Here is a 26,286-nt window from a genome sequence, read left to right as displayed (position 1 = left end):
AAGATATTTTGGGGCAGCTTCTTTCTTATGCTTATGGTGCTACTGATGTCGATATATTTGGGAAATCGCCGATATATTTTAAGTTGTGCTGATATATTTAAAAAATCGCTGATATAAATTGAATTACTCTTGTACTTTGTTAGAGAAGATATGCAGTGAAATGTTTTTCTGAAATTTGTAAAGATATCTTTACTTGTAACTGGAAAATATTTATAATTTAAGTAAAGATATCTTTACTTTTGAAGGTGGATCCTATGGGTGTGAAAAATAAAATAAAAGAGTTAAGAAAGCAAAATCATATAACACAAGTTGAAATGGCAAAGGCGATGCAGGTGACGCGGCAGACGATAGTGGCGATTGAAAACCATCATTATAACCCGAGTCTAGAGTTATCCTTAAAAATCGCCAAATATTTTGGGATGAAGGTGGAGGAAATATTTACGCTGGAGTAAGGGGAAAGAAAATAAATGATAAGCTTGAGAGATTTCAATTAGATTAAACGTTTAAATATATAAGGATTGTTTTTGGTTTATTAATTAGTATGGCATCAACGAGCATGTTAGCAACAAGGAATAATAGATAGAAAAAGGGGAACTGGGATGGGATTACCGGTGTTATGTGTCGCTACAGCTATATTTGCGCTTCTTTGGGGAATGCAAAACTTTTCTCGTAATCCAGTGCCGAGTATTTGTATTATGATTGGTACTGTAGGTTTATCGTATTATTTATTATTATTAGCCCATTATCATAAAACGGCAACGAGTGTTGTTGTTGGAGCACTTATTTTATTTTGTGGGCGCGCCATACAAAAGGGGTTATTTCCATAAAAGCTGTTTATACACTTTGTATAAATAGCTTTTTGTATTTTTTTTACAAAACACTTGAAAGTTACGTAACGTCATCTTCTATAATGAGTGGGAAGAGGTGATGGCAGTGATTTCAATACAAGAATTGACGAGAGAAACAGGGGTTACAGTACGTACACTACGTTATTATGATCAAATAGATTTATTAAAGTCGAGCGGAAAAACAGAGGGTGGGCATCGGTTATATAGTGAAGCTGACGTTATTCGTTTGCAACAAATTTTATTTTTAAAAGAAATGGGATTTTCATTAAAAGAAGTTGCGAATATGTTAGTAAAAGGTGAGCTGGATTTGAAAAAATCACTTGAAAACCAACTTCGATTTGTACAAGAAGAGCAAAAGAAGTTCAATCGAATGGAGCGTGTTTTACAAGCGGTTGTTTATTCGGTAGATGTAGAGGGAGAACTTGATTGGAAAGTTATGTTTGAACTTATTCAGCTTTCAAAACAGTCTCCTCGTATACGTGAAATATTTCAAAATGAAGTATTTTCAAAGGAAGAACAAAAGTTGCTGCATAATTTGCCGAATATGAGTGAGGAAGATCCGAATGTTTTAGAATGGGTAGATTTATTAAAGCAATTACGTATTTTTATGAAAGAGGGTAAAGAAGCCACTAGTGATGAAGTACAAAGGGCAATGAAGAGATTAATGCAGAAGTGTTTAGAAATGGCTAATGGTGACGAAGCGTTTTTAGATAAGTTATGGGAAGTTAGAAAATCAAAGGAAGATTCACAGAAAATGAGCATGTATCCAATTGAAGAAGAGTTTTTATTATATATGGATGAAGCTTTTCGTATTTATGATGAAAGGGAGAAGGATAAATGAGCATACTCGCAGAATATCGTTGGTATTTTTTAATTGGAGCAGAGATTGTATTTTGGTTATCGGCTATCGGTTTCTTTTTACTCCGTTACGGATTCCGTTTGAAGAAGGCGAGCTTTATTATGGGGATTGTACTCCTCGTAAATGAAGTGTTTATTTTAACATTAGGGGCAGTGGACTATTATCAAACAGGAAAGTTCTCTAATTTTCAAATCATTACTGTAATTATTTTATTGTATGCAGTTTTCTACGGGAAAAAGGATTTGAAGAAGCTTGATATATTTGCGCAAAAGCTAGTTGCGAAATGGCGTAATGAAACGGCGCCTATTATTGAAGAACAGGTAGAATTAACAGGTATGGCCTATGCAAAGCAGGAAATAAAAAATTGGGTATTACATCTTGTTTTATTCGTTGGTGTGCACATATTCTTTTTCTTCGCGTATGGATTTATTCCATTTGAACAATGGGGTAATTGGTTAGAATCGGGAATCGTTTTAAATAAAGCTGCAAGTCGCGTGAGCCAAGTGTGGGCAATTATATTTTTAGTTGATACAGCGATTTCATTTTCATATGTGGTTTTTCCGAAGAAGGAGAAAGGAAAAGAAAAGCTACTTTCATAGTTGAAAGTAGCTTTTGGGTATACAAATAATTTTTATAGGAGAGGATGACAATAGAAAAAAGAACCAGCTTTATATGTCTATTTCTCTTTAGTTTAGTAGCATGTGCACCATCTAACACTACAATTGATAAGAAGAACGATGTTATTGTAAAGGGAACCAGGATTTCCAATCTAGATAAATTTGAAAAGTTCGTTTTGAATGTCGAGCAAAGGGAAGTTGATAAAATAAGAATTGTACAGTATACCCTTGAAGGGGACCCGATTTTTCAAACGTTAGAGTATAGTGGGAACGATATATTTTATGTGTCAGATAATAGAAAAGACAAATTTGCTGGGAAGGATAAAGGGTTACATAAAGATAGCTGTAAAAGGATTGTTAAAGAGCAGCGCGAATCAGAAAGTACTTATCGGTTAATAGATTGTATGAATGAAGCTGGGCGCAATGGATATGACTTAGTATATGTACCTAAAAAATAGAGTTAGTAGAGGAAGGAAGTATTTACTCCTTCCTTTTTCTATGTGTATATTGTCGAAAACTTTACCGAATATCTGTTCGTTTTTTTAGGTTTTTTATAGGCATTCGTGGTAAAATAATAATACAGATTTTTATGAGGAGGTCGGATTATACTTGGAACATCAATTTGAAATTATATCAGCGTATTCCCCGCAAGGTGATCAGCCGGTAGCTATAGAGAAGCTTGTAGAGGGAATTAATAGTGGAAAGAAAAAGCAAGTGTTGCTTGGAGCGACAGGAACGGGTAAGACATTTACGATTTCAAATGTCATTAAAGAAGTGCAAAAGCCAACACTTGTTATGGCTCACAATAAAACGTTAGCAGGACAGTTATATAGTGAGTTGAAAGACTTTTTCCCGAATAATGCAGTTGAGTATTTTGTTAGTTATTACGATTATTATCAGCCGGAAGCGTATGTACCACAAACAGATACGTTTATTGAAAAGGACGCGCAGATTAATGATGAAATTGATAAATTGCGTCACTCGGCAACGTCTGCATTATTTGAACGGGACGATGTAATTATCGTTGCGAGTGTATCGTGTATATATGGTTTAGGTTCTCCTGAAGAATACCGCGAGTTAGTTGTGTCACTTCGAGTTGGTATGGAGAAGGACCGTAATCAATTGCTTCGTGAACTTGTTGATGTACAGTATGGACGTAATGATATTGATTTCAAGCGTGGTACATTCCGTGTGCGCGGAGATGTAGTTGAAATCTTCCCAGCATCACTTGATGAGCATTGTATTCGAATTGAATTTTTCGGCGATGAAATTGATCGTATTCGTGAAGTAAATGCGTTAACAGGTGAAGTATTAGCAGAACGTGATCATGTAGCAATCTTCCCAGCATCTCACTTCGTTACACGTGAAGAGAAAATGAAGGTCGCTATTGAAAATATTGAAAAAGAATTAGAAGAGCGTTTAAAGGAGTTAAATGATAACGGTAAGTTGCTAGAAGCACAGCGTATAGAGCAGCGTACACGTTATGATTTAGAAATGATGCGCGAGATGGGCTTTTGTTCAGGGATTGAAAACTATTCCCGTCATTTAACACTTCGTCCAGCGGGTGCAACACCGTATACGTTATTGGACTATTTCCCGGAAGATTTCTTAATTGTTATGGATGAGTCGCACGTATCAGTGCCACAAGTAAGAGCGATGTATAACGGGGACCAAGCACGTAAGCAAGTGCTTGTGGATCATGGATTCCGTCTGCCGTCAGCTTTAGATAATAGACCGCTCATGTTTGATGAGTTTGAGGAGAAAACAAATCAAGTTATTTACGTTTCAGCGACGCCAGGACCGTACGAGTTAGAGCAGTCACCAGAAGTAATAGAACAAATTATTCGTCCAACAGGGCTTTTAGATCCACCAATTGATATACGACCTATTGAAGGGCAAATTGACGATTTATTAGGAGAGATTCAAGATCGTATTGCAAAAAATGAACGTGTATTAATTACGACTTTAACGAAGAAAATGTCAGAGGATTTAACGGACTACTTAAAAGATGTAGGAATTAAAGTGAACTATCTTCATTCTGAAATTAAAACGTTAGAACGTATTGAAATTATTCGTGACCTTCGCCTTGGTAAGTTTGATGTACTTGTCGGTATTAACTTATTACGAGAAGGATTAGATATTCCAGAAGTATCACTTGTAGCGATTTTAGATGCTGATAAGGAAGGGTTCTTACGTTCAGAGCGCTCATTAATTCAAACAATTGGTCGTGCCGCGCGTAATGAAAACGGCCGCGTTATTATGTACGCAGATCGTATAACAAGATCAATGGGAATTGCAATTGAAGAAACGCAGCGTCGTCGTACTATACAAGAAGCCTACAATAAAGAGCATGGTATTACGCCGAAAACGATTCAAAAAGGCGTACGTGATGTAATCCGTGCAACGACAACTGCTGAAGAGACAGAAACATACGAAGCAACTCCTGCTAAGAAAATGACGAAAAAAGAGCGTGAAAAGACAATTGCGAAGATGGAAGCAGAGATGAAAGAAGCAGCAAAAGCGTTAGACTTCGAGCGTGCAGCTGAACTAAGAGATTTACTATTAGAATTAAAAGCGGAAGGGTGAAAAGAGTGAGTAAGAGCAAGGATTTTATCGTTGTAAAAGGTGCTAGAGCACATAACTTAAAAAATATTGATGTAACCATTCCGAGAAATCAGCTTGTCGTTGTAACGGGATTGTCTGGTTCGGGGAAATCATCATTAGCATTTGATACGATTTATGCAGAAGGGCAGCGCAGATACGTAGAATCGTTATCTGCGTATGCGCGCCAGTTTTTAGGACAAATGGATAAGCCGGATGTAGATACGATTGAAGGATTGTCACCAGCGATTTCAATCGATCAAAAAACGACGAGTCGGAATCCACGTTCAACTGTCGGAACGGTAACGGAGATTTATGATTATTTACGTTTATTATTTGCGCGAATTGGTACACCAATTTGTCCAAATCATGGGATTGAAATTACATCACAAACAGTAGAGCAGATGGTAGACCGTGTTCTTGAATATCCTGAACGTACGAAATTACAAGTGTTAGCTCCCATCGTGTCAGGACGTAAAGGTGCACATGTAAAAGTACTTGAAGATATTAAGAAGCAAGGTTATGTTCGTGTACGTGTTGATGGTGAAATGCTTGATGTGTCTGAAGATATTGCACTAGATAAAAATAAGAAGCATTCTATTGAAGTTGTAATTGACCGTATTGTTGTAAAGGAAGGAATTGCAAGCCGTCTTGCTGATTCACTTGAAAGTGCATTAAAGCTTGGCGGAGGCCGAGTGTTAATCGATGTAATGGGAGAAGAGGAACTTCTATTTAGTGAACATCATGCTTGTCCACATTGTGGTTTTTCAATCGGAGAATTAGAGCCGCGTATGTTCTCATTCAACAGTCCGTTCGGAGCTTGTCCTTCTTGTGATGGACTTGGTTCAAAGCTAGAGGTAGATTTAGAGCTTGTTATCCCGAATTGGGATTTATCATTAAATGAACATGCGATTGCACCTTGGGAACCGACAAGTTCACAATACTATCCACAACTTTTACAATCTGTATGTAATCACTACGGCGTTGATATGGATATGCCTGTGAAAGATATACCGAAAGATTTATTTGATAAAGTGTTGTACGGAAGCGGGGAAGAGAAGGTTTATTTCCGCTATGTAAATGAATTCGGTCAAGTAAAGGAAAATGAGATTTTATTTGAAGGTGTTATTCCAAACATTGAACGTCGTTATCGTGAAACGAGTTCTGATTACATTCGTGAGCAAATGGAAAAGTATATGGCAGAACAAGCTTGTCCGAAGTGTAAAGGCGGCCGCTTAAAGCCTGAAAGCTTAGCTGTTTTTGTTGGTGATAAAACGATTGCTGACGTAACGAAGTATTCAGTTCAAGAAGTACAAGAATTTTTCTCGAATGTAGAGCTAACGGAGAAGCAACAAAAAATAGCTCATTTAATTTTAAGAGAAATTCAGGAGCGCGTTGGATTCTTAGTGAACGTTGGTTTAGATTATTTAACGCTAAGTCGTGCGGCTGGTACGTTATCAGGTGGTGAGGCGCAGCGTATTCGCTTAGCGACGCAAATTGGTTCTCGTCTAACTGGCGTACTTTATATTCTTGATGAGCCTTCAATTGGTTTACACCAGCGCGATAACGATCGTCTTATTCGTACATTGCAAGAAATGCGCGATTTAGGTAATACATTAATCGTTGTTGAGCATGATGAAGATACAATGATGGCTGCTGATTATTTACTTGATATCGGACCAGGTGCAGGTATTCACGGTGGGCAAGTTGTATCGGCAGGGACACCAGCTGAAGTGATGCAAGATGATAATTCGTTAACAGGAAAATATTTAAGCGGTAAAGAGTTTATTCCAGTTCCACTTGAAAGACGTAAAGGTGACGGACGTAAAGTGGAGATTGTCGGCGCAAAAGAGAATAACTTAAAGAATGCAAAAATGTCATTCCCACTCGGTACGTTTGTAGCGGTAACAGGTGTATCTGGATCAGGTAAAAGTACGATGATTAATGAGGTACTATATAAATCGTTAGCGCAAAAGTTATATAAAGCGAAAGCGAAGCCAGGTATTCATAAAGAGATTAAAGGTCTTGAACATTTAGATAAAGTAATTGATATTGATCAATCGCCAATTGGTCGTACACCACGTTCTAATCCAGCGACGTACACAGGTGTATTCGATGATATTCGTGATGTGTTTGCACAAACGAACGAAGCTAAAGTGCGCGGATATCAAAAAGGACGTTTCAGCTTTAACGTAAAAGGTGGCCGTTGTGAAGCGTGCCGTGGTGATGGAATTATTAAAATCGAAATGCATTTCTTACCAGATGTGTATGTTCCGTGTGAAGTTTGTCACGGTAAACGATATAATCGTGAAACGTTAGAAGTGAAATATAAAGATAAGAATATTTCTGAAGTGTTAGGGATGACAATTGAAGATGGAGTAGAATTCTTCGCCAATATTCCTAAAATTAAGCGTAAACTTCAAACGCTTGTAGATGTTGGGCTTGGTTATATGAAATTAGGTCAACCAGCAACAACATTATCTGGTGGGGAAGCACAGCGTGTGAAATTAGCTTCTGAATTACACCGTCGTTCTACAGGTCGTACGTTATATATTTTAGATGAGCCAACGACTGGGTTGCATGCGCATGATATTGCACGTCTTCTAGAAGTGCTGCAACGTCTTGTTGAGAGTGGTGAGACGGTACTTGTAATTGAACATAATTTAGATGTGATTAAAACAGCTGATTATATTGTTGATCTTGGACCAGAAGGCGGGGACAAAGGTGGACAAATCGTCGCTTCGGGAACGCCAGAGCAAGTAGTAAAAGAAGAGCGCTCGTACACTGGTAAGTATTTAAAAGAGATTTTAAATCGTGATAAAGCAAGAATGAAAGAGAAAATAAAAGAAGTAGAGTTATCGCAATAAGTTTATTGATGAAAACCGAGTGGAAATGACGCTCGGTTTTTATTTTACGAGGAAAAACTGGTAAGTATGTTAGTAGGTATACAAGCATGAAAGATAGAATAAGTTGATATAAGTGTTTGTATCATACTTGCGTTTATTATCTATTAGCGTATGATGAAATATATATGTTTAAAAGGATGTGTGACGAAATGAGATGGATTGTATCACTTCTTGTAAATAGCGTTGTGTTAATCGCTGTATCGGGGCTTTTAAAAGGGATTGCACCAGATGCATTTTACGTAGCAAATATACAAACTGCAATTATTGCGAGTATTATATTGGCGGTTTTAAATGTGTTCGTAAAGCCGTTTTTAATTTTAATTACGCTACCAATTACTGTTGTAACTTTCGGCTTCTTCTTAATTGTTATTAATGCGATTACGTTAAAAATAGCAGATTCATTATTAGGAGATGCTTTTAATATATCAGGATTTGGTGTAGCGATTGTTGCGGCAATTTGTATTTCAATTTTTAATATGATTATTGAGAAGGCAATTGTGGAACCTATATATGAAAAAAAGAGAAAATGACAAAAAGAAAAACATTTCATTATTCGTATGAAATGTTTTTTTCTATTTATTAGAAACCGTATTTCTTGTTTCCAGAAAAAAATGGTACAATATCCGGTAGAATGGAATTTTACATCAAACGAGACTGAACCCGCAGCGGAGTGGAGGTTTATACATATGCCAAAAGTAAGGACAAAAGATTTAATTGAACAATTTCAATTGGAGTTAATAAGTGGTGAGGAAGGAATTCATCGTCCGATTGATACAAGTGATTTATCACGACCTGGAATTGAAATGGCAGGATTCTTTACATATTATCCAGCTGATCGCGTGCAGCTTCTTGGAAAAACGGAGCTTACGTTCTTTGATACGTTAACAACAGAGCAAAAACAAGAGAGAATGAAAGCGCTTTGTACCGAGGAGACGCCATGTATTATTATAACTCGTAATCAAGATGTACCAGATGAGTTATTACAAGCATCACGTGAATCGGGCATGCCTTTATTACGTTCTTCTCAAACGACAACGAGATTATCAAGTCGTTTAACTAATTATTTAGAAGGTAAGCTAGCACCAACAACTGCTGTTCATGGTGTATTAGTAGATATTTACGGTGTTGGTGTTTTAATTACAGGTCAAAGTGGTGTTGGTAAAAGTGAGACAGCTCTTGAACTTGTGAAGCGTGGTCACCGCCTTGTTGCGGATGATAGTGTAGAAATTCGCCAAGAAGATGAAGACACATTAGTAGGAAGCTCACCAGATTTAATTGAGCATTTATTAGAAATTCGTGGTCTAGGTATCATTAACGTTATGACGTTATTCGGTGCAGGGGCAGTGCGAAATTATAAGCGTATTACACTTGTTATTAATCTTGAAATTTGGGATCAAAAGAAAAACTATGATCGCTTAGGTCTTGATGAAGAGAAGATGAAAATTATTGATACAGAACTTACGAAGATTACACTTCCAGTTCGTCCTGGTCGAAACTTGGCTGTTATTATTGAAGTAGCAGCGATGAACTTCCGTTTAAAGCGTATGGGAGTCAATGCAGCACAGCAGTTCTCAGAACGATTAATGAGTGCGATTGAGTTAGGGAATCAGGAGTAAACATTGGAGAGGGAGGTCATACATATGCTGTTAGGTTCTGTACCGCAGCTTGACCGCGTAGCTGTCCAACTTGGGCCGTTTCCTGTTTATTGGTACGGGATTATTATCGGTACAGGTGTGCTATTAGGTCTTTGGCTAGCAACTCGCGAGGGAGAAAGGCTAGGTATTCCAAAAGATACATTTGTTGACCTTGTATTAATTGCAGTACCGATCGCTATTCTATTTGCGAGAATGTACTATGTTATTTTTGAATGGGAATATTACGCGCAAAACCCGAGTCAAATTATTAATATTCGTCAAGGTGGCTTGGCGATTCATGGTGGTTTAATCGGGGCGGTTATTACAGGGATTCTTTTTGCAAAGCGACGCGGGGTTTCATTCTGGAAGTTGGCGGATATTGCTGCACCAAGTATTTTACTAGGACAAGCAATTGGCCGATGGGGAAACTTTATGAACCAAGAGGCGCATGGTGATGAAGTAACGAGACAGTTTTTAGAAGGTCTTCATTTACCAGATTTCATTATTAATCAAATGTATATTGAGGGTGTGTACTATCATCCGACGTTTTTATATGAATCATTATGGAATTTTGCAGGTGTAATTTTACTACTTGCATTAAGAAAAGTGAATTTACGCCGCGGGGAATTATTCTTCACATATTTAATTTGGTATTCAGTAGGACGCTTCTTCGTAGAAGGCTTACGTACAGATAGTTTAATGCTAGGACCACTTCGTATTGCACAAGTAATGTCAATTGGACTTGTTGTTATTTCTATTATTTTCATTATTGTGAGACGAAAAATGGGGCAAGCTGATAAAAGATATTCGGAAAATTAGAGAAAAGTAGCATCTTATTATAAGATGCTGCTTCTTTCATATTCAGGAAGGCGAAAGGACTAAGGCAATGAGAATAAATACAGTGTTATTTGATTTAGATGGAACTTTAATTAATACAAACGAACTTATTATTTCTTCTTTTTTACATACTTTAAATACGTATTATCCAAATCAATATAAGCGTGAAGATGTGTTGCCATTTATCGGTCCATCTTTGCATGATACTTTCAGTAAGATTGATGAAAGTAAGGTTGAAGAGATGATTACAAGTTATCGCGAATTTAACCATGATCATCATGATGAATTAGTAGAAGAATATGAAACTGTATATGAAACGGTTCGAGAGTTGAAGAAGCAAGGTTATAAAGTTGGTATTGTTACAACGAAAGCGAGACAAACCGTTGAGATGGGATTACAGTTGTCAAAGCTTGATGAATTTTTTGATGTTGTCGTGACAATTGATGATGTAGAGCATGTGAAACCACATCCAGAGCCACTTCAAAAAGCGCTTGAATTATTAGATGCAAAACCAGAAGAGGCATTGATGGTTGGAGATAATCATCATGATATTGTCGGTGGTCAAAATGCGGGGACGAAAACAGCTGCGGTTTCATGGACGCTGAAAGGTAGAGCGTATTTAGAAGCTTACAAGCCGGACTTTATGCTAGATAAAATGAGTGATTTGCTACCGATTTTGTCTAATATGAACCGTTCATAAAGGTCCAAGTAAGTTAGTAGAGGAGCGAGCTAAGTGCGACGGACAACGCGCTATCCTGTTTCAGGAGAAAATTCATTATGGAATGTGTATAAAACAGTGTCTTTTTGGAAGGTAATGAAAAACTTTATTATTATCCAAATTGCGCGTTACACGCCATTTTTATCTGTGAAGAATTGGTTGTACCGTACTTTTTTACGGATGAAAGTAGGAAAGAAAACATCATTTGCGCTTATGGTAATGCCGGATATTATGTTCCCGGAAAAGATAACTGTGGGAGAGAATTCGATTATTGGCTATAATACAACGCTTTTAGCGCATGAATATTTAATTCGTGAATATCGACTTGGGGAAATCGTCATTGGAAATGAAGTGATGATTGGAGCGAATGTAACAATATTACCAGGTGTGAAAATTGGAGACGGTGCGACTGTCTCAGCTGGCACACTTGTTCATAGAGATGTACCGAGCGGTGCTTTCGTAGGTGGAAATCCAATGCGTATTATTTATACGAGAGAGCAAATGACCGCAAGAGAAGGTTCATGGTGAAAATGTAACATTTCTCCTCTTTTTTTATGAATAAAAAGGAAATAATTGAGTATAATATACTGTTTTGTTTTTTACGGAATCGTTTATACTTATAGATAGAAGAATGTGTGAGCGAAGAAAACAAAAAACTGGAGGATATATGGGGAAAAATCAAAGGATATATAAGGAGAACGGACAAGTTATCTCTTTTAATCAATTAGCGGACTTCTTTTATAAAAAAGGGATGAGAGCTTACAAAGGGCAAAAATTGCAAGATGCAATTAAATATTTTCGAAGAGCGGCACAAAGTGAGAAGGAGCCGTTTATTTTATGTCAATTAGCAACAGTATTATCTGAGGCTGGTGAATATCAAGAGTCGAACCAAATCTTCTTAAAGTTAGTTAGATCTAATCCAGAACTTGAACAGTGCTATTATTTTATTGCAAATAATTATGCATATATGGGGTTATTTCAACAGGCGAAGAAATATGCGGATCGTTATTTAGAAGTTGCAAAAGAGAAGGAATTCGTAGAAGATACATTAGAACTTCTTGAGATTATGGAAGAAGAAGCAATGGGTGCGGAAGAGATTGAAGATGAAGATGATTTAATTGTTATGCAGGAAGAAGCGAATCGTTATATTCGTAATGGACAATTGGAAGAAGCAATTGCTACATTAGAAATTGTTACGAAAGATTATCCGGAATTTTGGTCAGGTCATAATAATTTAGCCATTGCACATTTTCAATCGGGTAATGTAGACAAAGCACTGAAGTTAACAGAAATGATTTTAGAGAAAAACCCTGGTAATATACATGCGCTTTGTAATACGCTTATTTTTCTATATTCAATTGGAGAGCATAAACAAGTAGAAGCGTTAGCGGGACAGTTAGTTTCGGTATATCCGATTTCATTTGAACATCGCTTGAAACTGGGAACTACACTTGCAACAATTGGTTATTTCGAGCATGCATATAAATGGTTCAAACTATTAAAGCGTCAAGGATACGAAGGAGACGTTAGTTTTTATTATTGGTTTGCATATTCTGCATATATGGTGAAAGATCAGCAACTAGCTGAAAAAATGTGGCAACATGTCGTGGAATTGCATCCTGATAAAAAGGGAAAAGAACCGTGGAATGCGCTGAATTTAGCAGATGAAGGACAAAACGTGTTATTTGAAGAATTACGAAAATCATTTCAGCAAAGTGCGACGCTAGAAGAACAAATGCTAGCTTTATATTTAATGAATGAATTGTCAACGCCAGAGAAGGTTGGATTCTTCTTTGATATAACGCAAGTGAAGAACGGTGTTCCCATCGTATCGCAACTTGCAAAGTACTTCTTTTTACTTAATAGTCATAAGAGTATTCCAGCTGATTTACAACAATTTGAGCAGTGCGCGAGAATCGCGGATGCCTTATACAATTATACGAAAAAAGATGATGAATTAATTGAAGAGTGTTTACACTTTTGGTTTTGTACGTTCATACGTTTATATACATCTGGAGACATATTTACAAATGTGTACGGCTGGTCAGCTGCGATTGAATACATTGTACGCGGCGAACAAGGAAATAAAATGACACAGTCGGAGCTTGGAGATGTATATAATGTATCTGTAGCGACTGTCCGAAAGTATGTGCAAGCAGTTAAGCGTACGCACACATAAGATAAGCAAATCATTGGGAAAAAAATGATGCTAACAGTATAATGAGGGTAACTTAATTGTGTAGGAATGGATAGGAGTGAATAGTGTGTCAGAAGAAAAAATTTATGATGTCGTTATTATTGGTGCAGGACCAGCTGGTATGACAGCTGCAGTATATACATCTCGTGCAAATTTAAGCACATTAATGCTTGAGCGTGGTATTCCAGGTGGCCAAATGGCAAACACGGAAGATGTAGAAAACTACCCAGGTTATGAGTCTATTTTAGGGCCAGACTTATCAAATAAAATGTTCGAGCATGCGAAGAAATTTGGTGCTGAATATGCATACGGTGATGTGAAAGAAGTCATCGACGGTAAAGAATACAAAACAATTATTGCTGGTAAAAAAGAATATAAAGCACGTGCAATTATCGTTGCAAGCGGTGCAGAGTATAAAAAAATTGGTGTACCGGGTGAAACAGAACTTGGCGGCCGTGGTGTATCATATTGTGCAGTATGTGACGGGGCATTCTTTAAAGGAAAAGAACTTATCGTAATTGGCGGCGGAGATTCTGCTGTTGAAGAGGGTGTGTTCTTAACACGCTTCGCATCAAAAGTAACGATCGTTCACCGTCGTGACACGCTTCGTGCACAGAAAATTTTACAAGACCGTGCTTTCCAAAATGAAAAAGTAGATTTCATTTGGAACCACACTATAAAAGAAATTAACGAAGCAAGCGGTAAAGTAGGAAGTGTAACACTTGTAGACGTAAACAGTGGAGAAGAGAAAGAAGTCAAAACTGACGGCGTATTCGTATACATCGGTATGTTACCTTTATCAAAACCATTTGTTGAACTAGGTATTACAAATGAAAATGGTTACCTTGAAACGAACGAACGTATGGAAACGAAAATCCCTGGTATTTTCGCAGCTGGTGATGTTCGTGAAAAAATGCTTCGTCAAATTGTAACTGCAACAGGTGACGGTAGTATTGCAGCACAAAGTGCACAACATTACGTAGAAGAATTATTAGAGGAATTAAAAACTGTATCAGAAAAATAAGGGATAATATACCTTGTGAGAAGAAAGCTACCGACAGGAGCTTTCTTCTTTTTTTGTGTGAAAATGTCAAAGTTTTGTCAAAAAATATTGGGATTATAAGCTTTCTTATTGATATACTGGACTTTACGGAAAAAATCACTATAAGAAATGAGGAATTTATTCAGTATGGAATGGCGTAATATATATCGTGGATTTTGTATGGGCGTTAGTGATTTAATTCCTGGTGTGAGCGGCGGTACAATCGCTGTTGTGTTAGGGATTTATGAACAATTGCTTGCGGCAATTAGTGGATTCTTTAGTCGTGAATGGAAAAAACATTTAGGGTTTTTAATTCCACTTGCAGCTGGTGTGGCAGCAGCGTTTTTAACGTTAAGTCATGTTATTAAATATTTACTTGCAAATCATTATGAACCGACTCAATTTTTCTTCCTCGGTTTAATTATTAGTATATTACCGATGTTAATGAGAGAAGCTGATGCAAAGTCGTCCTTTAAAGGTAAGCACATTGTTTTATTAATAGTTGCAGCAATTCTTGTTGCGATTACAGCTTTCTTTAAACCAGATAAGGCAGCAGATCCAATTACGACGTTAACAATTTTAAATGCAATTGGTTTATTTTTCGCAGGATGGATGGCTAGTATGGCTATGCTACTTCCTGGGATTAGTGGATCGTTTATTTTATTAATTATTGGTGTGTATCCAACAGCAATTAACGCTTTAACTACACTTAACTTACCTTTAATTGTGGTTATCGGTGCTGGTGTTATGGTTGGATTTGTTGTAAGTAGTAAAGGCATTAGTTTTTTATTAGATCGTTATAAAAGTATGACATTTGCGGCAATTATTGGACTAGTTATCGGTTCGATTGTAATTGTGTTCCCTGGTATTCCGACCGGCGGATTTTCAATTATAAGTTCAATTATTACCTTTATTTTAGGATTTGCGATTGTTACTTATTTCGGTAAGAAATAAGGGCTTTAATCCCCTTGGCGATAAAAATCGTTAAGGGGATTTTTCATGCTATTCATTAAAAGTCTAAGCATTTACATTGCTTGTTATGGAAAGCTTTTTTAAAATTGTTGAGTAGCATATGCTTAGCGAAAGAGGACTGGCTCCTTCGTTGTAGCAAACTGTTTTTGATAGTATAATGAAAGAAGTATGCAGTGAGAAATTTTACTGCAAGTAGCTGAGGTGAAGAAACATGCAAAGAGTGACAAACTGTGTGTTAATTAGAGATAATGAAGTACTCTTACTCCAAAAACCTCGCCGAAATTGGTGGGTTGCACCAGGCGGGAAAATGGAGCGTGGTGAGACTGTAAGAGATTCCGTTGTTCGCGAATATCGCGAAGAAACAGGTATTTATTTGAAAAACCCAGCGTTAAAGGGGGTCTTCACCTTTGTCATCCAAGAAGGTGATAAAGTTGTTTCTGAATGGATGATGTTCTCCTTTTTAGCGACAGATTTTGCAGGAGAAAACAAACTAGAGAGCGAAGAAGGCATCATTGGTTGGCATACATTTGATAAAATTGATGATTTAGCAATGGCGCCAGGAGATTATCACATTATTGATTATTTAATTAAAGGAAATGGCATAATCTACGGTACATTTGTATATACCCCAGATTTTGAGTTGCTTTCATATCGATTAGATCCGAGTTAAACCGTCAAGGAGAGGATACGATGACAGAGAATAATGATATAAAAATGGTAATTATTACAGGGATGTCTGGAGCTGGAAAAACAGTAGCTTTACAAAGTTTTGAAGATTTAGGATATTTTTGTGTAGATAATTTACCACCGATGTTATTGCCAAAGTTTATTGAGCTTATGGCGGATTCAAAAGGGAAAATGAATAAAGTGGCACTTGGTATTGATTTACGTGGCCGCGAGTTTTTCGAACATTTATGGGGAGCACTTGATGATTTATCAGAACGTACATGGATTATTCCTCATATTTTATTTTTAGATGCGAAAGATAGTACGCTTGTAACTCGTTATAAAGAAACGAGACGTTCGCATCCACTTGCACCAACTGGTTTGCCGTTAAAGGGAATCGAAGCAGAGCGCAATTTATTAACAGATATGAAGGCACGAGCAAATATTGTGCTTGATACATCGGATTTAAAACCGAAAGAATTACGTGAAAAAATTGTTCACTTGTTCTCAACAGAAACTGAGCAAGCATTTCGTGTAAATGTTATGTCATTTGGATTTAAGTACGGTATTCCAATTGATGCAGATTTAGTATTTGATGTTCGTTTTTTACCAAATCCATATTACATTCCACATATGAAGCCATTAACAGGACTAGATGAAGAAGTTTCTTCGTATGTACTGAAATTTAATGAGACACATAAGTTTTTAGAGAAGTTGACGGATCTGATTACTTTCATGCTGCCTCATTATAAAAGAGAAGGCAAAAGTCAACTTGTAATTGCAATTGGATGTACAGGTGGACAGCATCGTTCTGTTACGCTTACAGAATACCTTGGGAAACATTTGAAACCAGAGTATAGTGTTCATGTATCTCATCGTGATGTGGAGAAGAGAAAGGGCCATTAAGGGATGAAAAAAGAGAGAAAGCCTAAAATTGTCATCATGGGAGGCGGAACTGGACTCTCTGTTTTATTAAGAGGATTAAAGCAATATCCTGTTGATATTACAGCAGTTGTTACAATCGCTGATGATGGTGGCAGTTCGGGTCGATTACGTGATGAGCTAGAAATTCCACCTCCAGGTGACATCCGTAACGTACTTGTTGCGTTATCGGATGTAGAGCCGCTGGTGGAAGCTTTATTTCAGCACCGTTTCACAACAGGAGACGGACTGAAAGGTCATGCGTTAGGAAATCTATTGTTGGCAGGTATGACCTCGATTACAGGAGACTTTTTCCATGCAATTACGGAAACAAGTAAAGTATTAAATGTCAGAGGACGTGTATTACCAGCAGCGAATCAAAGTGCGGTACTTCATGCGGAACTTGAAGATGGGGAAATTGTAACAGGTGAATCAAAGATTCCTTATTACGGAAAGAAGATTAATCGTGTCTTTTTAACTCCAGAAGATGTAGAGCCATTGCATGAAACGTTGGCTGAGATTAAACGAGCTGATTTACTTGTTTTCGGCCCAGGAAGTTTGTATACGAGTATATTACCCAACTTAGTTGTTAACAAAATTGGGGACGCTGTTCTTGCTGCAAAGGCGAAGAAGGTATATGTATGTAACGTTATGACACAAGCGGGTGAAACGATGGGATATACTGCTTTTGATCATGTGCAGGCGTTACACGATCATTTAGGGCAACCATTTATTAATACTGCAATTGTAAATAACCGTGAGATTCCTTGTGAATTACGTAAGTTATATGAGGAAGAAATGTCTACACCAGTTGTAGTGGATGAAGAACGTTTTGCTGAAAATAATATTGATGTTATTCAAGAGGGATTAGCGAAGTATGATGATCGTGTTGTAAGGCACGATACGTTAAAGTTAGCTTCGATTTTATATTCATTGTTATAAATGTGCGTTGCCTCGTTTGAGGTGGCGCTCCTCATTCATATAGGACAAGAATTTTGTTCCATAATAATCGTATAAGGAGGTGTTGACTGTGTCATTTGCATCAGAAACAAAGAAAGAGCTGACGAATCTTGAAGTGAAAGAATGCTGTGAGAAAGCTGAATTATCAGCGTTACTTCGAATGAATGGATCGCTTTCTTTTTCAAACCGTCGTCTATCTATCGATATTCAAACAGAAAATGCGGCAATTGCAAGAAGGATTTATACGCTTTTGAAAAAAGGATATGACGTGACGGTAGAATTACTTGTTCGTAAAAAAATGCGATTGAAGAAAAATAATGTATATATCGTAAGGCTTGTTGAAAAGTCTCGCGAAATATTAGCCGATCTTCATATCGTTCGAGATGACTTTTCATTTATTCGAAATATATCACAAGAATTGATTGAGAAGAAGTGTTGTAAACGATCGTATTTACGCGGTGCATTTTTAGCAGGTGGTTCAGTAAATAACCCAGAAACATCATCTTATCATTTAGAGATCTTTTCGTTATATAAGGAACATAATGATGCTATATGTGAACTGATGAACGGATTTGATTTAAATAGTAAGACGTTGGAAAGAAGAAAAGGGTACATTACGTATTTGAAAGAAGCGGAGAAAATTACGGAATTTTTAAATATTATTGGTGCTCATAATGCACTTTTAAGGTTTGAAGATATTCGAATCGTACGTGATATGCGTAATTCCGTAAATCGTTTAGTGAACTGCGAAACAGCTAATTTAAATAAAACAATTGGTGCAGCGCTAAGGCAGATTGAAAATATCCGCTATATTGATGAGACGGTTGGTCTTGATATATTGCCAGATAAACTACAAGAGATTGCGCAACTACGAAGAGATTATCAAGATGTAACATTGAAAGAGTTAGGTGAGATGGTATCCGGGGGGAAAATTAGTAAATCGGGTATTAATCATCGTTTGCGTAAAATCGATGAAATTGCAGAGAAATTACGCGCGGGGGAAACGGTAGCAAAAAAATAAGAGGTTAAAGGGGAAATGGAGCTGTGGTTCAAAAACGAGTTCAGGTTTCATTAAAAAACGGTTTACAAGCACGTCCGGCTGCGTTGTTTGTACAAGAGGCAAATCGCTTTCATGCAGATATCTTCATTGAGAAAGATGGAAAGACAGTAAATGCAAAGAGCATAATGGGGATTATGAGCTTAGCAATTGGAACTGGAAGCATGATAACAATTACAACAGAAGGTTCAGATGCAGAAGAGGCTTTAGAAGCATTAGCTGCATATGTACAATAAAGAGCTATCGCGTATATGCGATAGTTTTTTTGTTTTGTTGTTTGTGCGGATTAGCGGGGAGGGGTATTTAGCTGATTTGTCCTTGTCGGAGATTGTCGGTAAATCGATATGTTGTGTCGAACCGTTGATATATTAAAAAATCGTTGATATATTTAGAGAGATACTGGGTGGGGTATGTGAGCGGGGAACAATATATAAAAGAAGCGCCCAATTATAGGGCGCTTCCACTTTTAGTTGTATCCAGCTCCAGCGACCTGCGATTCTAAACGAGCCGCTTTCGCTTTTAGTTATATCCAGCTCCAGCGGCTAGAATCTCCGGTCGCTTCGCCCCTTCATTCGAGGCAAAAAGCGCCTCGGAATCAGGGACTCCATCGCCCTGCGATTCTGAACGAGCCGCTTCTGCTTTTAGTTATTAACGATTTGTAAAGATCTTATCGATTAAACCGTATTCTAAAGCTTTTTCCGCTGTCATGAAGTTGTCGCGGTCTGTGTCGCGTTGTAGTACTTCAAGTGGTTGACCAGTGCGGTCAGCAAGAATTTGGTTTAGTTTTTCACGTAAGAATAGGATACGTTTTGCAGCGATTTCGATTTCAGTCGCTTGACCTTGTGCTCCACCAAGTGGTTGGTGAATCATTACTTCACTGTTTGGAAGTGCGTAACGTTTTCCTTTTTCACCTGCTGCAAGTAAGAATGCACCCATAGATGCAGCCATACCGATACAGATTGTTGATACTTGTGGTTTAATAAACTGCATTGTATCATAGATTGCCATACCCGCTGTGATAGAACCACCAGGGCTGTTGATGTAGATGTGAATATCTTTTTCTGGATCTTGAGATTCCAAGAATAAAAGCTGGGAAACGATTGAGTTAGCTACGTTGTCATCAATTGCACTACCAAGCATAATGATGCGGTCTTTTAATAGTCGAGAGTAAATATCGTAAGCGCGTTCTCCACGATTTGTTTGTTCAATTACTGTAGGAATTAAATTCATCTGTTATTTCCTCCTTCTAAAGCTTTCTTAGTCTTATAATACAATTATGGTCAATAAAGGTCAAACGAAACCACTTTAAATCAAAAAAATATGTAGTTGTACCATGAAATATTCGCTATGTTTTCGAAATTCCCTGCTTATGTATCTTCAACATCATAACCGAATTACATAAATTTAAACGTTATGAAAACTGGAGAAAAAAAGAAAAGAACGCCTTTTAACTGAAGCGTTCTTTCGATAATTAGTCTTTTAAAAGATAGGTTACTTTATTTAAAATCTTTTCGATTTGTTTCGCGTTTTTACTATACATTTCGCTTGCTGATTTCGACTTTGTTTCTAGGGAAAATAGTTCAAGATCAGCATGACATTTTTTTAAAGATGCTAATAATAAAGGTTTGTTTTGAGGAGAAGGCATTTGGAGTTTGTCATTGTAAATGTCGATAGTAAGTTGTCCGTATGAATCCACTTGACCGAGAAAGACATTTTCAATAACAACGCCAAGTTTTTCTAATTCTGAATGTAGCCAAGCGCGGTTATGTCCGCTTGCTGAAAGAGGTTCATCTAGTACATTTCCATCCATAATAACAGTTTGTGGTTCTTTTTCATTCGGTACTTTTAAACCGATGTCTTTTGCAGTAAGTGGCTGAGAATCTTTCTTTAATAGTACATTTAATTCTCCGCTCGGTTCTAAGACAGCAAATTCGACTTCAGCTACGCTGAACGCACTTTTTCCACGGAGAAGTTCCAGTAATTCGTCACTCGTATATTTTTCTTTCTTCAAGTTATCTTCGAGTATCTTTCCGTCTTTTATTAATACGGTAGATTTCCCTTCAAAGAAGTCCCGAGCTGTTTTGTTCTTTAAAGAGAGGATTCCTGTTAAAAAAGGTACCACAGCGAAAATGAGTATCGCAAAGACGCCGTGAAAAAATTTTGAATCGAGCCCTGTAGATACTTGGGCAGCGATGTCACCAATTGTCATTCCGGCTATGTATTCAAAAAAGGAAAGCTGAGAGATTTGTCTTTTCCCTAACCATTTCGTAATAGCGAATAAAATAATTAATATGAATACAGAGCGAAGAATGACAAGTGTCCATTCCGGCAGGTGAGACATAGTCGTTTCCTCCAGTCTACTTAAAACCCTTTATATTGAGGTTCTTCACGTTCTAATACTGAAACTCTATTCTGTAAATCAGCGATGATGCTGTCCATTTCTAACATACATTCGTGAAATATACGTTTTGATTCTTCGTCTTGTGAATTTAGTGAAAGAGAGCTTAAACTTGCTTGAGCGCCCCTTACACTGGCAAGGCAGGTTTTAACGCTAGCGATAACTGTCATACGAACACCTTATCCTTTCGGTTTGAATAACAATGCTCCAATGAAGCCGAAAATAATAGCTGCTGATACACCGGCGCTCGTTACTTTAAACATGCCAGTAATAACGCCAACGATGCCATGTTTTGCAGCTTCTTCCATTGCACCATGAACTAGGGCATTACCAAAGCTTGTAATAGGTACAGTTGCCCCGGCCCCAGCGAAGTCAATTAATGGTTCATACAAATTGAATCCATCTAATATTGCTCCGGCAACAACGAGTGTTGCCATTGTATGAGCTGGTGTTAACTTGCCGACATCAAACATAAGTTGTCCGATTACGCATATGAGTCCGCCGATGACGAAAGCCCAGAAAAAAATCATTGCGTTGCACCTCCAAATTCAATCGAAACGGCATGAGCGATACACGGAATCGTTTCTTCTTGTTGGAATGTAAGTGGAGATAGTAAAGCGCCTGTCGCAACGACAAGTATTTTTTTGAACTCTCCTCTTTTCATTCGGTTTAATAAATGACCGTATACGACTGTTGCGGAACATCCAGGCCCGCTAGCACCAGCTATGACAGGTTGTCCTTCTCTATAAATGATAATTCCGCAATCTTGAAACTGTTCGCTCGTTACTTTGGTTCCATGCTTATGTAGTAAATCGTAAGCAATTTCGCGACCGACATGGCCAAGATCACCAGTCACGATTAGGTCATAGTAAGAGGCATCGATTTGTCGTTCGCGTAAATGGGCTTCGATTGTATCAACTGCAGCTGGAGCCATCGCGCCCCCCATATTAAAAGGGTCTGTTAATCCCATATCAATAACTCGCCCAATCGTTGCAGAGGTTACTCTTGGACCATGTCCAGTATCGCTTAAAATGGCGGCTCCTGCTCCGGTTACTGTCCACTGTGCAGTAGGTGGCTTTTGTCCGCCGTATTCGGTAGGATAGCGGAATTGTTTTTCTACAGCTGTATTATGACTGGATGCACCAGTTAATAAATATTTTGCGCCTTTTGCATTTACGATACTTGCCCCAAGTGCTAAACCTTCCATAGAAGTAGAACAAGCCCCGAATAATCCGAGATAAGGAGTGCCAAGTGTCCGGCAAGCAAAGCTTGTTGGAGTAATTTGATTGATTAAATCTCCTGCAAGTACAAATTGAATATCATCTTTACGAAGTTCTGCTTTTTCAGTAGCACGACTACAAGCTTCTTCGAATAAAATTTTATGTGCTTTTTCATAGGAATCTTGTCCGAGCCATAAATCTTCATGAAGGATATCGAAGTCTTCTGGAATGTTTCCCTTTGCTTCAAATGGTCCACCGACAACCCCTGTTGAGATAATGACTGGTTTGTTTTCAAATACCCACGTTCGGTGTCCTTGTAACATTTATAGACCTCCCCATTGAACGAGAATCGTTTTAATAAGTGCGATGACAAAAGCTGAAAATACACCAAATAAAATAACAGAACCAGCTAGTTTAAACATATTGCCGCCAACACCAAGGACGAATCCTTCCGTTCGGTGTTCGATACATGCTGCAATAACAGAGTTACCAAATCCAGTAACAGGTACAGCTGTACCAGCACCAGCAAACTGTCCAAAACGATCGTATATACCAAATCCAGTTAGTAACATAGAAATGAAAATAAGAGTTGCGACTGTTGGATTTCCTGCTGAGCGTTCAGTGAAATCAAAATATGTGATGTAAAAAGTAGAAATGAGTTGTCCGATGAAGCAAATAAAACCACCGACGAAAAAGGCTTTTATACAATTTTTTAAGACAGGTCGTTTCGGTTCGCGTTCTTGTTCGAATTTTTTATACTCCTGTTGTACAGGGGTTAAGTTTTTATCTTTACTAGACATTGCAATCCTTCCTTTTCTTTTAAAAAGCGTTAAGTGTTAGACTCCATTTTTTTACCAATGAATTTTAATTGTTTATTAATTTCATCTTTAGATACTTCTTTTTCCTTAATTTTTCTTTCGAGTTTTTCGAGTAACATAAAGATTTTTTTATCTGTACTGACACGAACATCGAAAGTAGGATGCTCATCACTTAGCTGCTTTTGAAGCTTTTTACGAAGAGGTTTTAATCCAAACCTTTCGTGATGCTCCGGTGTAACTGCTATGTAGAGATCTAAATTTGAATTCACTGCTGTGCTTTTTATAATTTCATCCATAGCGAGAGCTCTTTTCTTCGCTCCTTGTGATATAGATTGATTAAAGGATTCCGTACTCGTCTTTGTTAACTTTGGACCTTTTTCTTTCTCCATTCGTTTTGCTTCTTCTTTCACTTTTTTATCTAAAGGACTATTATCACATCCGGTAAAAGAGCTAAATAGAAGTGCAAATAATGCGGTTATGAGGCCGAGTTTTCGCATAATTATCATTCCATTTCTATTGCAATATGTAATGTGATAGAAAAAGGATGACTGCATATCATCCTTTTTCTATTTCACAGCAAATCTGATTTGTTATTGCTGTGAGTATTGTGGTTCTTCTTGTTGGACTTCTTCAACGCGTGGGTTTAAAGAATCGATAATCGTTTGTGTTTGCTGCGCAGCTGTTTGGAAAAGTTGCTTAGCTTGTTGGTTATCCGTATCAAGAGCGAATCCCTCTAAGCTAGCTTGTGCACTTTTTAATCCAGAAACAGTTTGCTTTAATTTTGTAATTACAGTCATTGAATGAAGCCCCCTTTGGAATATCAATTCATAGGTTATAATTTGTGAGTTGGGGTGAATTTATGATTGGAAAATTTAGGGGTGGAATAGATTTTATATGTTTTTAGCTAAGATGCATAAGGTATTACGGGGATATTTTTATTGATTTAGATGGATTTTATTGCTATTATTATGAGAAGAAAATGAAGTGTTTTCTATAATCATGCGCCCATAGCTCAGTCGGATAGAGCGGTGGTTTCCGGTACCACGTCTGCCGGGGGTTCGAATCCCTCTGGGCGCGTCAAAAAGTCCTAACTTACGTTTTGTAGGTTAGGACTTTTTTTATTTCCCTCTTGTTATATCTGGTAATAAGATTTACTATTAGTACTTGATGATAATTTTTAACCTTATTATTTTCTTTCAATATTATTCAAATTTAGGTTGTAAGTTGTAAATCTCATTAATACATATAAATTAATAATATTTTGGAATGGGTGTCTGTGATAGCATTCTCCTTTTACCAAACTTATTGTACAATAGAAACAAGGGGGAGATTAGTTTGAAGGCAAGTCTTTTACAAGAACAAAGCTTACGTTTGGCAATGACACAAGAGTTAAGGCAAGCGATTACAATGCTCCAGTATAATGTACAAGAATTATCGGAGTTTTTGTATGAGCAATCGTTAGAGAATCCCCTTATTGAGTTAGGTGGTTTTGAGAGGGAGAAGAAAAAGAGCTCTAACAACAGTAAAAGTACCAGCAAACAAGTCGAGAATCAGATGGAGATCTACAGTGTGGATTCTACAACGATTCAGCAACATTTATTAAATCAAATACAGTATTATAAAATAGATGAAGAAGAGCGAAAAGTAGCTTCTTTCATTATTATGAACATGGATGGAAATGGATATTTACAAGAAACGAATGAAGAGTTAGCAGAGCTCCTTTCTGCGCATATTCATGTAGTCGACCGATCTGTAGAGCTTGTCCAATCACTGGAACCAGCAGGGGTAGGCGCGCGTAATATTCAGGAATGTTTAACCTTGCAATTGAAGCGCTTACAAAGGCGGAATGGATTAGCAGAAGAGGTTGTAGAAGATCATTTCGCTTATTTTGTGAAGAAAGATTGGCGAAAGCTCGTTCAAGTGTTGAAATGTAGTAATGAGGAATTACAGAGTGCGGTGAATTGTATAACGTCATTACAACCAAAACCAGGTCTTGCGTTTTCTTCAGATAAACCACTTTATATTGTGCCTGATATGGCGGTGAAAAAAGATGGCGATCGCCTCGTTTTACAAATGAATGAGAGAAATATGCCGAGAATTGAAATTCATTCTGAGTACAGTGCGCTTCTTAATAATAGTGAAAGTGAAGTAGCATCTTACGTATCAGAAAAGTATCAGCATGTGCAGTGGATTATGCGCAGTTTGAAGCAGAGAAAACAGACGCTGCTGCAAGTGATGAATATTATTATGGAAAAACAACGTGATTTCTTCTGGAAAGGTCCAGAGTATTTAAGACCTCTCGCTTTAAAAGAGGTAGCGGAAGAGTTAAGTGTGCATGAATCAACAATTAGTCGTGCGACGCGAAATAAGTATGTGCAAACACCACACGGTTTATTTGAGATGAAATCGTTCTTTAGCAATGCCGTTTCGACGACTGAAGATGAAGCAGTTTCTACAAAACGTGTAAAACAATTTATTCAAACGCTAATTGGGGCAGAGGATAAGAAAAAGCCACTTTCAGATCAAAAGATTTCAAAATTATTAGAAGAAGAGCATGAAATTGTTATTTCTCGAAGAACAGTGGCGAAGTATAGAGAACAAATGCATATCCCAGCTTCGTCATTACGAAAAACGATCGGATAGGTGAAGAAGATGAAAGTTGTACTGTATACTAAAAAAGATTGTGGCCTTTGCGTGAAGGCGAAACAAGTTTTACAGGAAGTACAATGTGAATATTCTTTTCAAATCGAGGAAATAGATATATATGAAGATAATGACCTTTTAGAAAAATATCACTTAATGATTCCGGTTGTAGAAATGGACGGAAAACAAGTAGAATATGGTAACATTCACAAAGGTGTCATAATAAACTATATAAAGAATGCAGTTAAGAGTTGAATAAGTTTCTATCTCCTGTTACAATAATACACGTAGCAGGGATTATTTTTTTAACCTATGTGGGACACAAAATGTCACTACGGGACGTAAAGTGACCACGAGGGAAAATGAACCGAT

The 26,286-nt window shown here is 37.4% G+C and carries 30 protein-coding genes and 1 tRNA gene; 23 read left to right on the top strand and 8 right to left on the bottom strand.

The genetic code is table 11. From position 1 onward, the window contains the following. The first annotated feature begins 254 nt into the window (after positions 1 to 254). From ACTJJY_RS19980 to ACTJJY_RS19885, 20 genes are all read left to right on the top strand, one after another. Positions 255 to 452: a helix-turn-helix transcriptional regulator gene (locus ACTJJY_RS19980; RefSeq protein WP_000538363.1), complete on the top strand. Its 198-nt coding sequence runs from the start codon at positions 255 to 257 to the stop codon at positions 450 to 452. A gap of 147 nt (positions 453 to 599) precedes the next feature. Beyond that, positions 600 to 827, top strand: a complete 228-nt coding sequence (locus ACTJJY_RS19975) for a hypothetical protein (RefSeq protein WP_000524131.1) — start codon at positions 600 to 602, stop codon at positions 825 to 827. Between the two features lie 100 nt (positions 828 to 927). Further along, the gene (locus ACTJJY_RS19970; RefSeq protein ID WP_440606357.1) at positions 928 to 1,689 is read left to right on the top strand and encodes a MerR family transcriptional regulator; all 762 of its coding nucleotides are present in this window, start codon (positions 928 to 930) and stop codon (positions 1,687 to 1,689) included. Next, positions 1,686 to 2,306, top strand: a complete 621-nt coding sequence (locus tag ACTJJY_RS19965; protein WP_000025201.1) for a hypothetical protein — start codon at positions 1,686 to 1,688, stop codon at positions 2,304 to 2,306. The genes ACTJJY_RS19970 and ACTJJY_RS19965 overlap by 4 nt, the downstream gene beginning before the upstream one ends. Before the next feature lie 44 nt (positions 2,307 to 2,350). Continuing rightward, complete coding sequence (locus ACTJJY_RS19960) at positions 2,351 to 2,782, top strand: DUF4362 domain-containing protein (RefSeq protein ID WP_440606356.1); 432 nt, start codon at positions 2,351 to 2,353, stop codon at positions 2,780 to 2,782. A gap of 151 nt (positions 2,783 to 2,933) precedes the next feature. After that, positions 2,934 to 4,910, top strand: coding sequence for an excinuclease ABC subunit B (gene uvrB, locus ACTJJY_RS19955; RefSeq protein WP_000400989.1), 1,977 nt, complete (start codon positions 2,934 to 2,936; stop codon positions 4,908 to 4,910). A gap of 5 nt (positions 4,911 to 4,915) precedes the next feature. After that, the gene (gene uvrA, locus ACTJJY_RS19950; RefSeq protein WP_440606355.1) at positions 4,916 to 7,792 is read left to right on the top strand and encodes an excinuclease ABC subunit UvrA; all 2,877 of its coding nucleotides are present in this window, start codon (positions 4,916 to 4,918) and stop codon (positions 7,790 to 7,792) included. Positions 7,793 to 7,980: 188 nt separating this feature from the next. Continuing rightward, entirely contained in the window at positions 7,981 to 8,361 is a 381-nt protein-coding gene (locus ACTJJY_RS19945) for a phage holin family protein (RefSeq protein ID WP_440606354.1), read from the top strand. Positions 8,362 to 8,517: 156 nt separating this feature from the next. Then, positions 8,518 to 9,447, top strand: coding sequence for an HPr(Ser) kinase/phosphatase (hprK, locus tag ACTJJY_RS19940; protein ID WP_001127251.1), 930 nt, complete (start codon positions 8,518 to 8,520; stop codon positions 9,445 to 9,447). Positions 9,448 to 9,471: 24 nt separating this feature from the next. Further along, positions 9,472 to 10,284 carry a prolipoprotein diacylglyceryl transferase gene (lgt, locus tag ACTJJY_RS19935; protein WP_000924240.1) on the top strand — a complete coding sequence of 271 codons (813 nt, stop codon included), beginning with the start codon at positions 9,472 to 9,474 and terminating at the stop codon, positions 10,282 to 10,284. A 67-nt stretch (positions 10,285 to 10,351) separates the two neighbouring features. Next, positions 10,352 to 11,002, top strand: a complete 651-nt coding sequence (ppaX, locus tag ACTJJY_RS19930) for a pyrophosphatase PpaX (RefSeq protein WP_001222403.1) — start codon at positions 10,352 to 10,354, stop codon at positions 11,000 to 11,002. Positions 11,003 to 11,035: 33 nt separating this feature from the next. After that, complete coding sequence (locus ACTJJY_RS19925; protein ID WP_440606353.1) at positions 11,036 to 11,548, top strand: acyltransferase; 513 nt, start codon at positions 11,036 to 11,038, stop codon at positions 11,546 to 11,548. A 139-nt stretch (positions 11,549 to 11,687) separates the two neighbouring features. Beyond that, entirely contained in the window at positions 11,688 to 13,199 is a 1,512-nt protein-coding gene (locus ACTJJY_RS19920) for a tetratricopeptide repeat protein (RefSeq protein WP_440606352.1), read from the top strand. Positions 13,200 to 13,284: 85 nt separating this feature from the next. Continuing rightward, entirely contained in the window at positions 13,285 to 14,241 is a 957-nt protein-coding gene (trxB, locus tag ACTJJY_RS19915) for a thioredoxin-disulfide reductase (protein ID WP_001288078.1), read from the top strand. 165 nt (positions 14,242 to 14,406) lie between these two features. Further along, the gene (locus tag ACTJJY_RS19910; protein WP_000455196.1) at positions 14,407 to 15,213 is read left to right on the top strand and encodes a DUF368 domain-containing protein; all 807 of its coding nucleotides are present in this window, start codon (positions 14,407 to 14,409) and stop codon (positions 15,211 to 15,213) included. Positions 15,214 to 15,442: 229 nt separating this feature from the next. Next, positions 15,443 to 15,901, top strand: a complete 459-nt coding sequence (locus ACTJJY_RS19905) for an NUDIX hydrolase (protein WP_001190080.1) — start codon at positions 15,443 to 15,445, stop codon at positions 15,899 to 15,901. A 20-nt stretch (positions 15,902 to 15,921) separates the two neighbouring features. Beyond that, positions 15,922 to 16,803: an RNase adapter RapZ gene (gene rapZ / locus ACTJJY_RS19900; RefSeq protein WP_000138459.1), complete on the top strand. Its 882-nt coding sequence runs from the start codon at positions 15,922 to 15,924 to the stop codon at positions 16,801 to 16,803. A 3-nt stretch (positions 16,804 to 16,806) separates the two neighbouring features. Further along, positions 16,807 to 17,760 carry a gluconeogenesis factor YvcK family protein gene (locus ACTJJY_RS19895; RefSeq protein WP_000712187.1) on the top strand — a complete coding sequence of 318 codons (954 nt, stop codon included), beginning with the start codon at positions 16,807 to 16,809 and terminating at the stop codon, positions 17,758 to 17,760. An 88-nt stretch (positions 17,761 to 17,848) separates the two neighbouring features. Beyond that, positions 17,849 to 18,799 carry a DNA-binding protein WhiA gene (gene whiA / locus ACTJJY_RS19890; RefSeq protein ID WP_000006566.1) on the top strand — a complete coding sequence of 317 codons (951 nt, stop codon included), beginning with the start codon at positions 17,849 to 17,851 and terminating at the stop codon, positions 18,797 to 18,799. A gap of 23 nt (positions 18,800 to 18,822) precedes the next feature. Beyond that, positions 18,823 to 19,071, top strand: coding sequence for an HPr family phosphocarrier protein (locus ACTJJY_RS19885; RefSeq protein ID WP_000250307.1), 249 nt, complete (start codon positions 18,823 to 18,825; stop codon positions 19,069 to 19,071). A 412-nt stretch (positions 19,072 to 19,483) separates the two neighbouring features. Here ACTJJY_RS19885 and clpP read toward each other — a convergent pair whose 3' ends face one another. From clpP to ACTJJY_RS19845, 8 genes are all read right to left on the bottom strand, one after another. Further along, a complete protein-coding gene (clpP, locus tag ACTJJY_RS19880; protein WP_001049162.1) occupies positions 19,484 to 20,065 on the bottom strand; it encodes an ATP-dependent Clp endopeptidase proteolytic subunit ClpP in 582 nt (193 codons plus the stop codon). A gap of 241 nt (positions 20,066 to 20,306) precedes the next feature. Beyond that, positions 20,307 to 21,176, bottom strand: a complete 870-nt coding sequence (locus ACTJJY_RS19875; RefSeq protein ID WP_000018924.1) for a DUF421 domain-containing protein — start codon at positions 21,174 to 21,176, stop codon at positions 20,307 to 20,309. A gap of 20 nt (positions 21,177 to 21,196) precedes the next feature. After that, positions 21,197 to 21,403 (bottom strand): DUF1657 domain-containing protein, encoded by a 207-nt coding sequence (locus tag ACTJJY_RS19870; protein ID WP_000215906.1) that lies wholly within the window; start codon positions 21,401 to 21,403, stop codon positions 21,197 to 21,199. Between the two features lie 9 nt (positions 21,404 to 21,412). After that, positions 21,413 to 21,763, bottom strand: a complete 351-nt coding sequence (spoVAE, locus tag ACTJJY_RS19865; protein ID WP_000575919.1) for a stage V sporulation protein AE — start codon at positions 21,761 to 21,763, stop codon at positions 21,413 to 21,415. Continuing rightward, entirely contained in the window at positions 21,760 to 22,776 is a 1,017-nt protein-coding gene (spoVAD, locus tag ACTJJY_RS19860) for a stage V sporulation protein AD (protein WP_000938970.1), read from the bottom strand. Before spoVAD ends, spoVAE begins: the two co-directional genes overlap by 4 nt. After that, positions 22,777 to 23,253 (bottom strand): stage V sporulation protein AC, encoded by a 477-nt coding sequence (gene spoVAC / locus ACTJJY_RS19855; RefSeq protein ID WP_000095399.1) that lies wholly within the window; start codon positions 23,251 to 23,253, stop codon positions 22,777 to 22,779. Positions 23,254 to 23,282: 29 nt separating this feature from the next. After that, positions 23,283 to 23,768: a YhcN/YlaJ family sporulation lipoprotein gene (locus tag ACTJJY_RS19850; protein WP_440606351.1), complete on the bottom strand. Its 486-nt coding sequence runs from the start codon at positions 23,766 to 23,768 to the stop codon at positions 23,283 to 23,285. A 93-nt stretch (positions 23,769 to 23,861) separates the two neighbouring features. Continuing rightward, positions 23,862 to 24,068: a DUF1657 domain-containing protein gene (locus ACTJJY_RS19845; RefSeq protein ID WP_000216166.1), complete on the bottom strand. Its 207-nt coding sequence runs from the start codon at positions 24,066 to 24,068 to the stop codon at positions 23,862 to 23,864. Positions 24,069 to 24,272: 204 nt separating this feature from the next. Between ACTJJY_RS19845 and ACTJJY_RS19840 the strand changes: the two genes are divergently transcribed. The 3 genes from ACTJJY_RS19840 (at position 24,273) to ACTJJY_RS19830 (ending at position 26,169) form a co-directional block, all read left to right on the top strand. After that, positions 24,273 to 24,348 (top strand) — tRNA-Arg (locus ACTJJY_RS19840). 258 nt (positions 24,349 to 24,606) lie between these two features. Beyond that, a complete protein-coding gene (gene rpoN, locus ACTJJY_RS19835; RefSeq protein ID WP_000647953.1) occupies positions 24,607 to 25,914 on the top strand; it encodes an RNA polymerase factor sigma-54 in 1,308 nt (435 codons plus the stop codon). A 9-nt stretch (positions 25,915 to 25,923) separates the two neighbouring features. Then, positions 25,924 to 26,169: a glutaredoxin family protein gene (locus tag ACTJJY_RS19830; RefSeq protein WP_000869730.1), complete on the top strand. Its 246-nt coding sequence runs from the start codon at positions 25,924 to 25,926 to the stop codon at positions 26,167 to 26,169. Positions 26,170 to 26,286 lie beyond the last annotated feature (117 nt).

This window comes from Bacillus sp. 22475 (genome assembly GCF_052044835.1).
GTDB classification, from domain to species: Bacteria; Bacillota; Bacilli; order Bacillales; family Bacillaceae_G; genus Bacillus_A; species Bacillus_A cereus.
This window is presented reverse-complemented; position numbering and strand designations above follow the sequence as displayed.

Bases quoted from the DNA above. Each gene is read 5' to 3' on its own strand.
- hprK (WP_001127251.1), top strand. From the start codon at position 8,518: ATGCCAAAAGTAAGGACAAAAGATTTAATTGAACAATTTCAATTGGAG.
- ACTJJY_RS19910 (WP_000455196.1), top strand. From the start codon at position 14,407: ATGGAATGGCGTAATATATATCGTGGATTTTGTATGGGCGTTAGTGAT.
- ACTJJY_RS19870 (WP_000215906.1), bottom strand. From the start codon at position 21,403: ATGACAGTTATCGCTAGCGTTAAAACCTGCCTTGCCAGTGTAAGGGGC.
- ACTJJY_RS19960 (WP_440606356.1), top strand. From the start codon at position 2,351: ATGACAATAGAAAAAAGAACCAGCTTTATATGTCTATTTCTCTTTAGT.
- ACTJJY_RS19875 (WP_000018924.1), bottom strand. From the start codon at position 21,176: ATGTCTCACCTGCCGGAATGGACACTTGTCATTCTTCGCTCTGTATTC.
- ACTJJY_RS19975 (WP_000524131.1), top strand. From the start codon at position 600: ATGGGATTACCGGTGTTATGTGTCGCTACAGCTATATTTGCGCTTCTT.
- ACTJJY_RS19850 (WP_440606351.1), bottom strand. From the start codon at position 23,768: ATGCGAAAACTCGGCCTCATAACCGCATTATTTGCACTTCTATTTAGC.
- ACTJJY_RS19830 (WP_000869730.1), top strand. From the start codon at position 25,924: ATGAAAGTTGTACTGTATACTAAAAAAGATTGTGGCCTTTGCGTGAAG.
- ppaX (WP_001222403.1), top strand. From the start codon at position 10,352: ATGAGAATAAATACAGTGTTATTTGATTTAGATGGAACTTTAATTAAT.
- ACTJJY_RS19980 (WP_000538363.1), top strand. From the start codon at position 255: ATGGGTGTGAAAAATAAAATAAAAGAGTTAAGAAAGCAAAATCATATA.
- ACTJJY_RS19945 (WP_440606354.1), top strand. From the start codon at position 7,981: ATGAGATGGATTGTATCACTTCTTGTAAATAGCGTTGTGTTAATCGCT.
- rapZ (WP_000138459.1), top strand. From the start codon at position 15,922: ATGACAGAGAATAATGATATAAAAATGGTAATTATTACAGGGATGTCT.
- ACTJJY_RS19920 (WP_440606352.1), top strand. From the start codon at position 11,688: ATGGGGAAAAATCAAAGGATATATAAGGAGAACGGACAAGTTATCTCT.
- ACTJJY_RS19965 (WP_000025201.1), top strand. From the start codon at position 1,686: ATGAGCATACTCGCAGAATATCGTTGGTATTTTTTAATTGGAGCAGAG.
- lgt (WP_000924240.1), top strand. From the start codon at position 9,472: ATGCTGTTAGGTTCTGTACCGCAGCTTGACCGCGTAGCTGTCCAACTT.
- ACTJJY_RS19970 (WP_440606357.1), top strand. From the start codon at position 928: ATGGCAGTGATTTCAATACAAGAATTGACGAGAGAAACAGGGGTTACA.
- ACTJJY_RS19905 (WP_001190080.1), top strand. From the start codon at position 15,443: ATGCAAAGAGTGACAAACTGTGTGTTAATTAGAGATAATGAAGTACTC.
- spoVAD (WP_000938970.1), bottom strand. From the start codon at position 22,776: ATGTTACAAGGACACCGAACGTGGGTATTTGAAAACAAACCAGTCATT.
- spoVAC (WP_000095399.1), bottom strand. From the start codon at position 23,253: ATGTCTAGTAAAGATAAAAACTTAACCCCTGTACAACAGGAGTATAAA.
- ACTJJY_RS19895 (WP_000712187.1), top strand. From the start codon at position 16,807: ATGAAAAAAGAGAGAAAGCCTAAAATTGTCATCATGGGAGGCGGAACT.
- clpP (WP_001049162.1), bottom strand. From the start codon at position 20,065: ATGAATTTAATTCCTACAGTAATTGAACAAACAAATCGTGGAGAACGC.
- spoVAE (WP_000575919.1), bottom strand. From the start codon at position 21,763: ATGATTTTTTTCTGGGCTTTCGTCATCGGCGGACTCATATGCGTAATC.
- ACTJJY_RS19845 (WP_000216166.1), bottom strand. From the start codon at position 24,068: ATGACTGTAATTACAAAATTAAAGCAAACTGTTTCTGGATTAAAAAGT.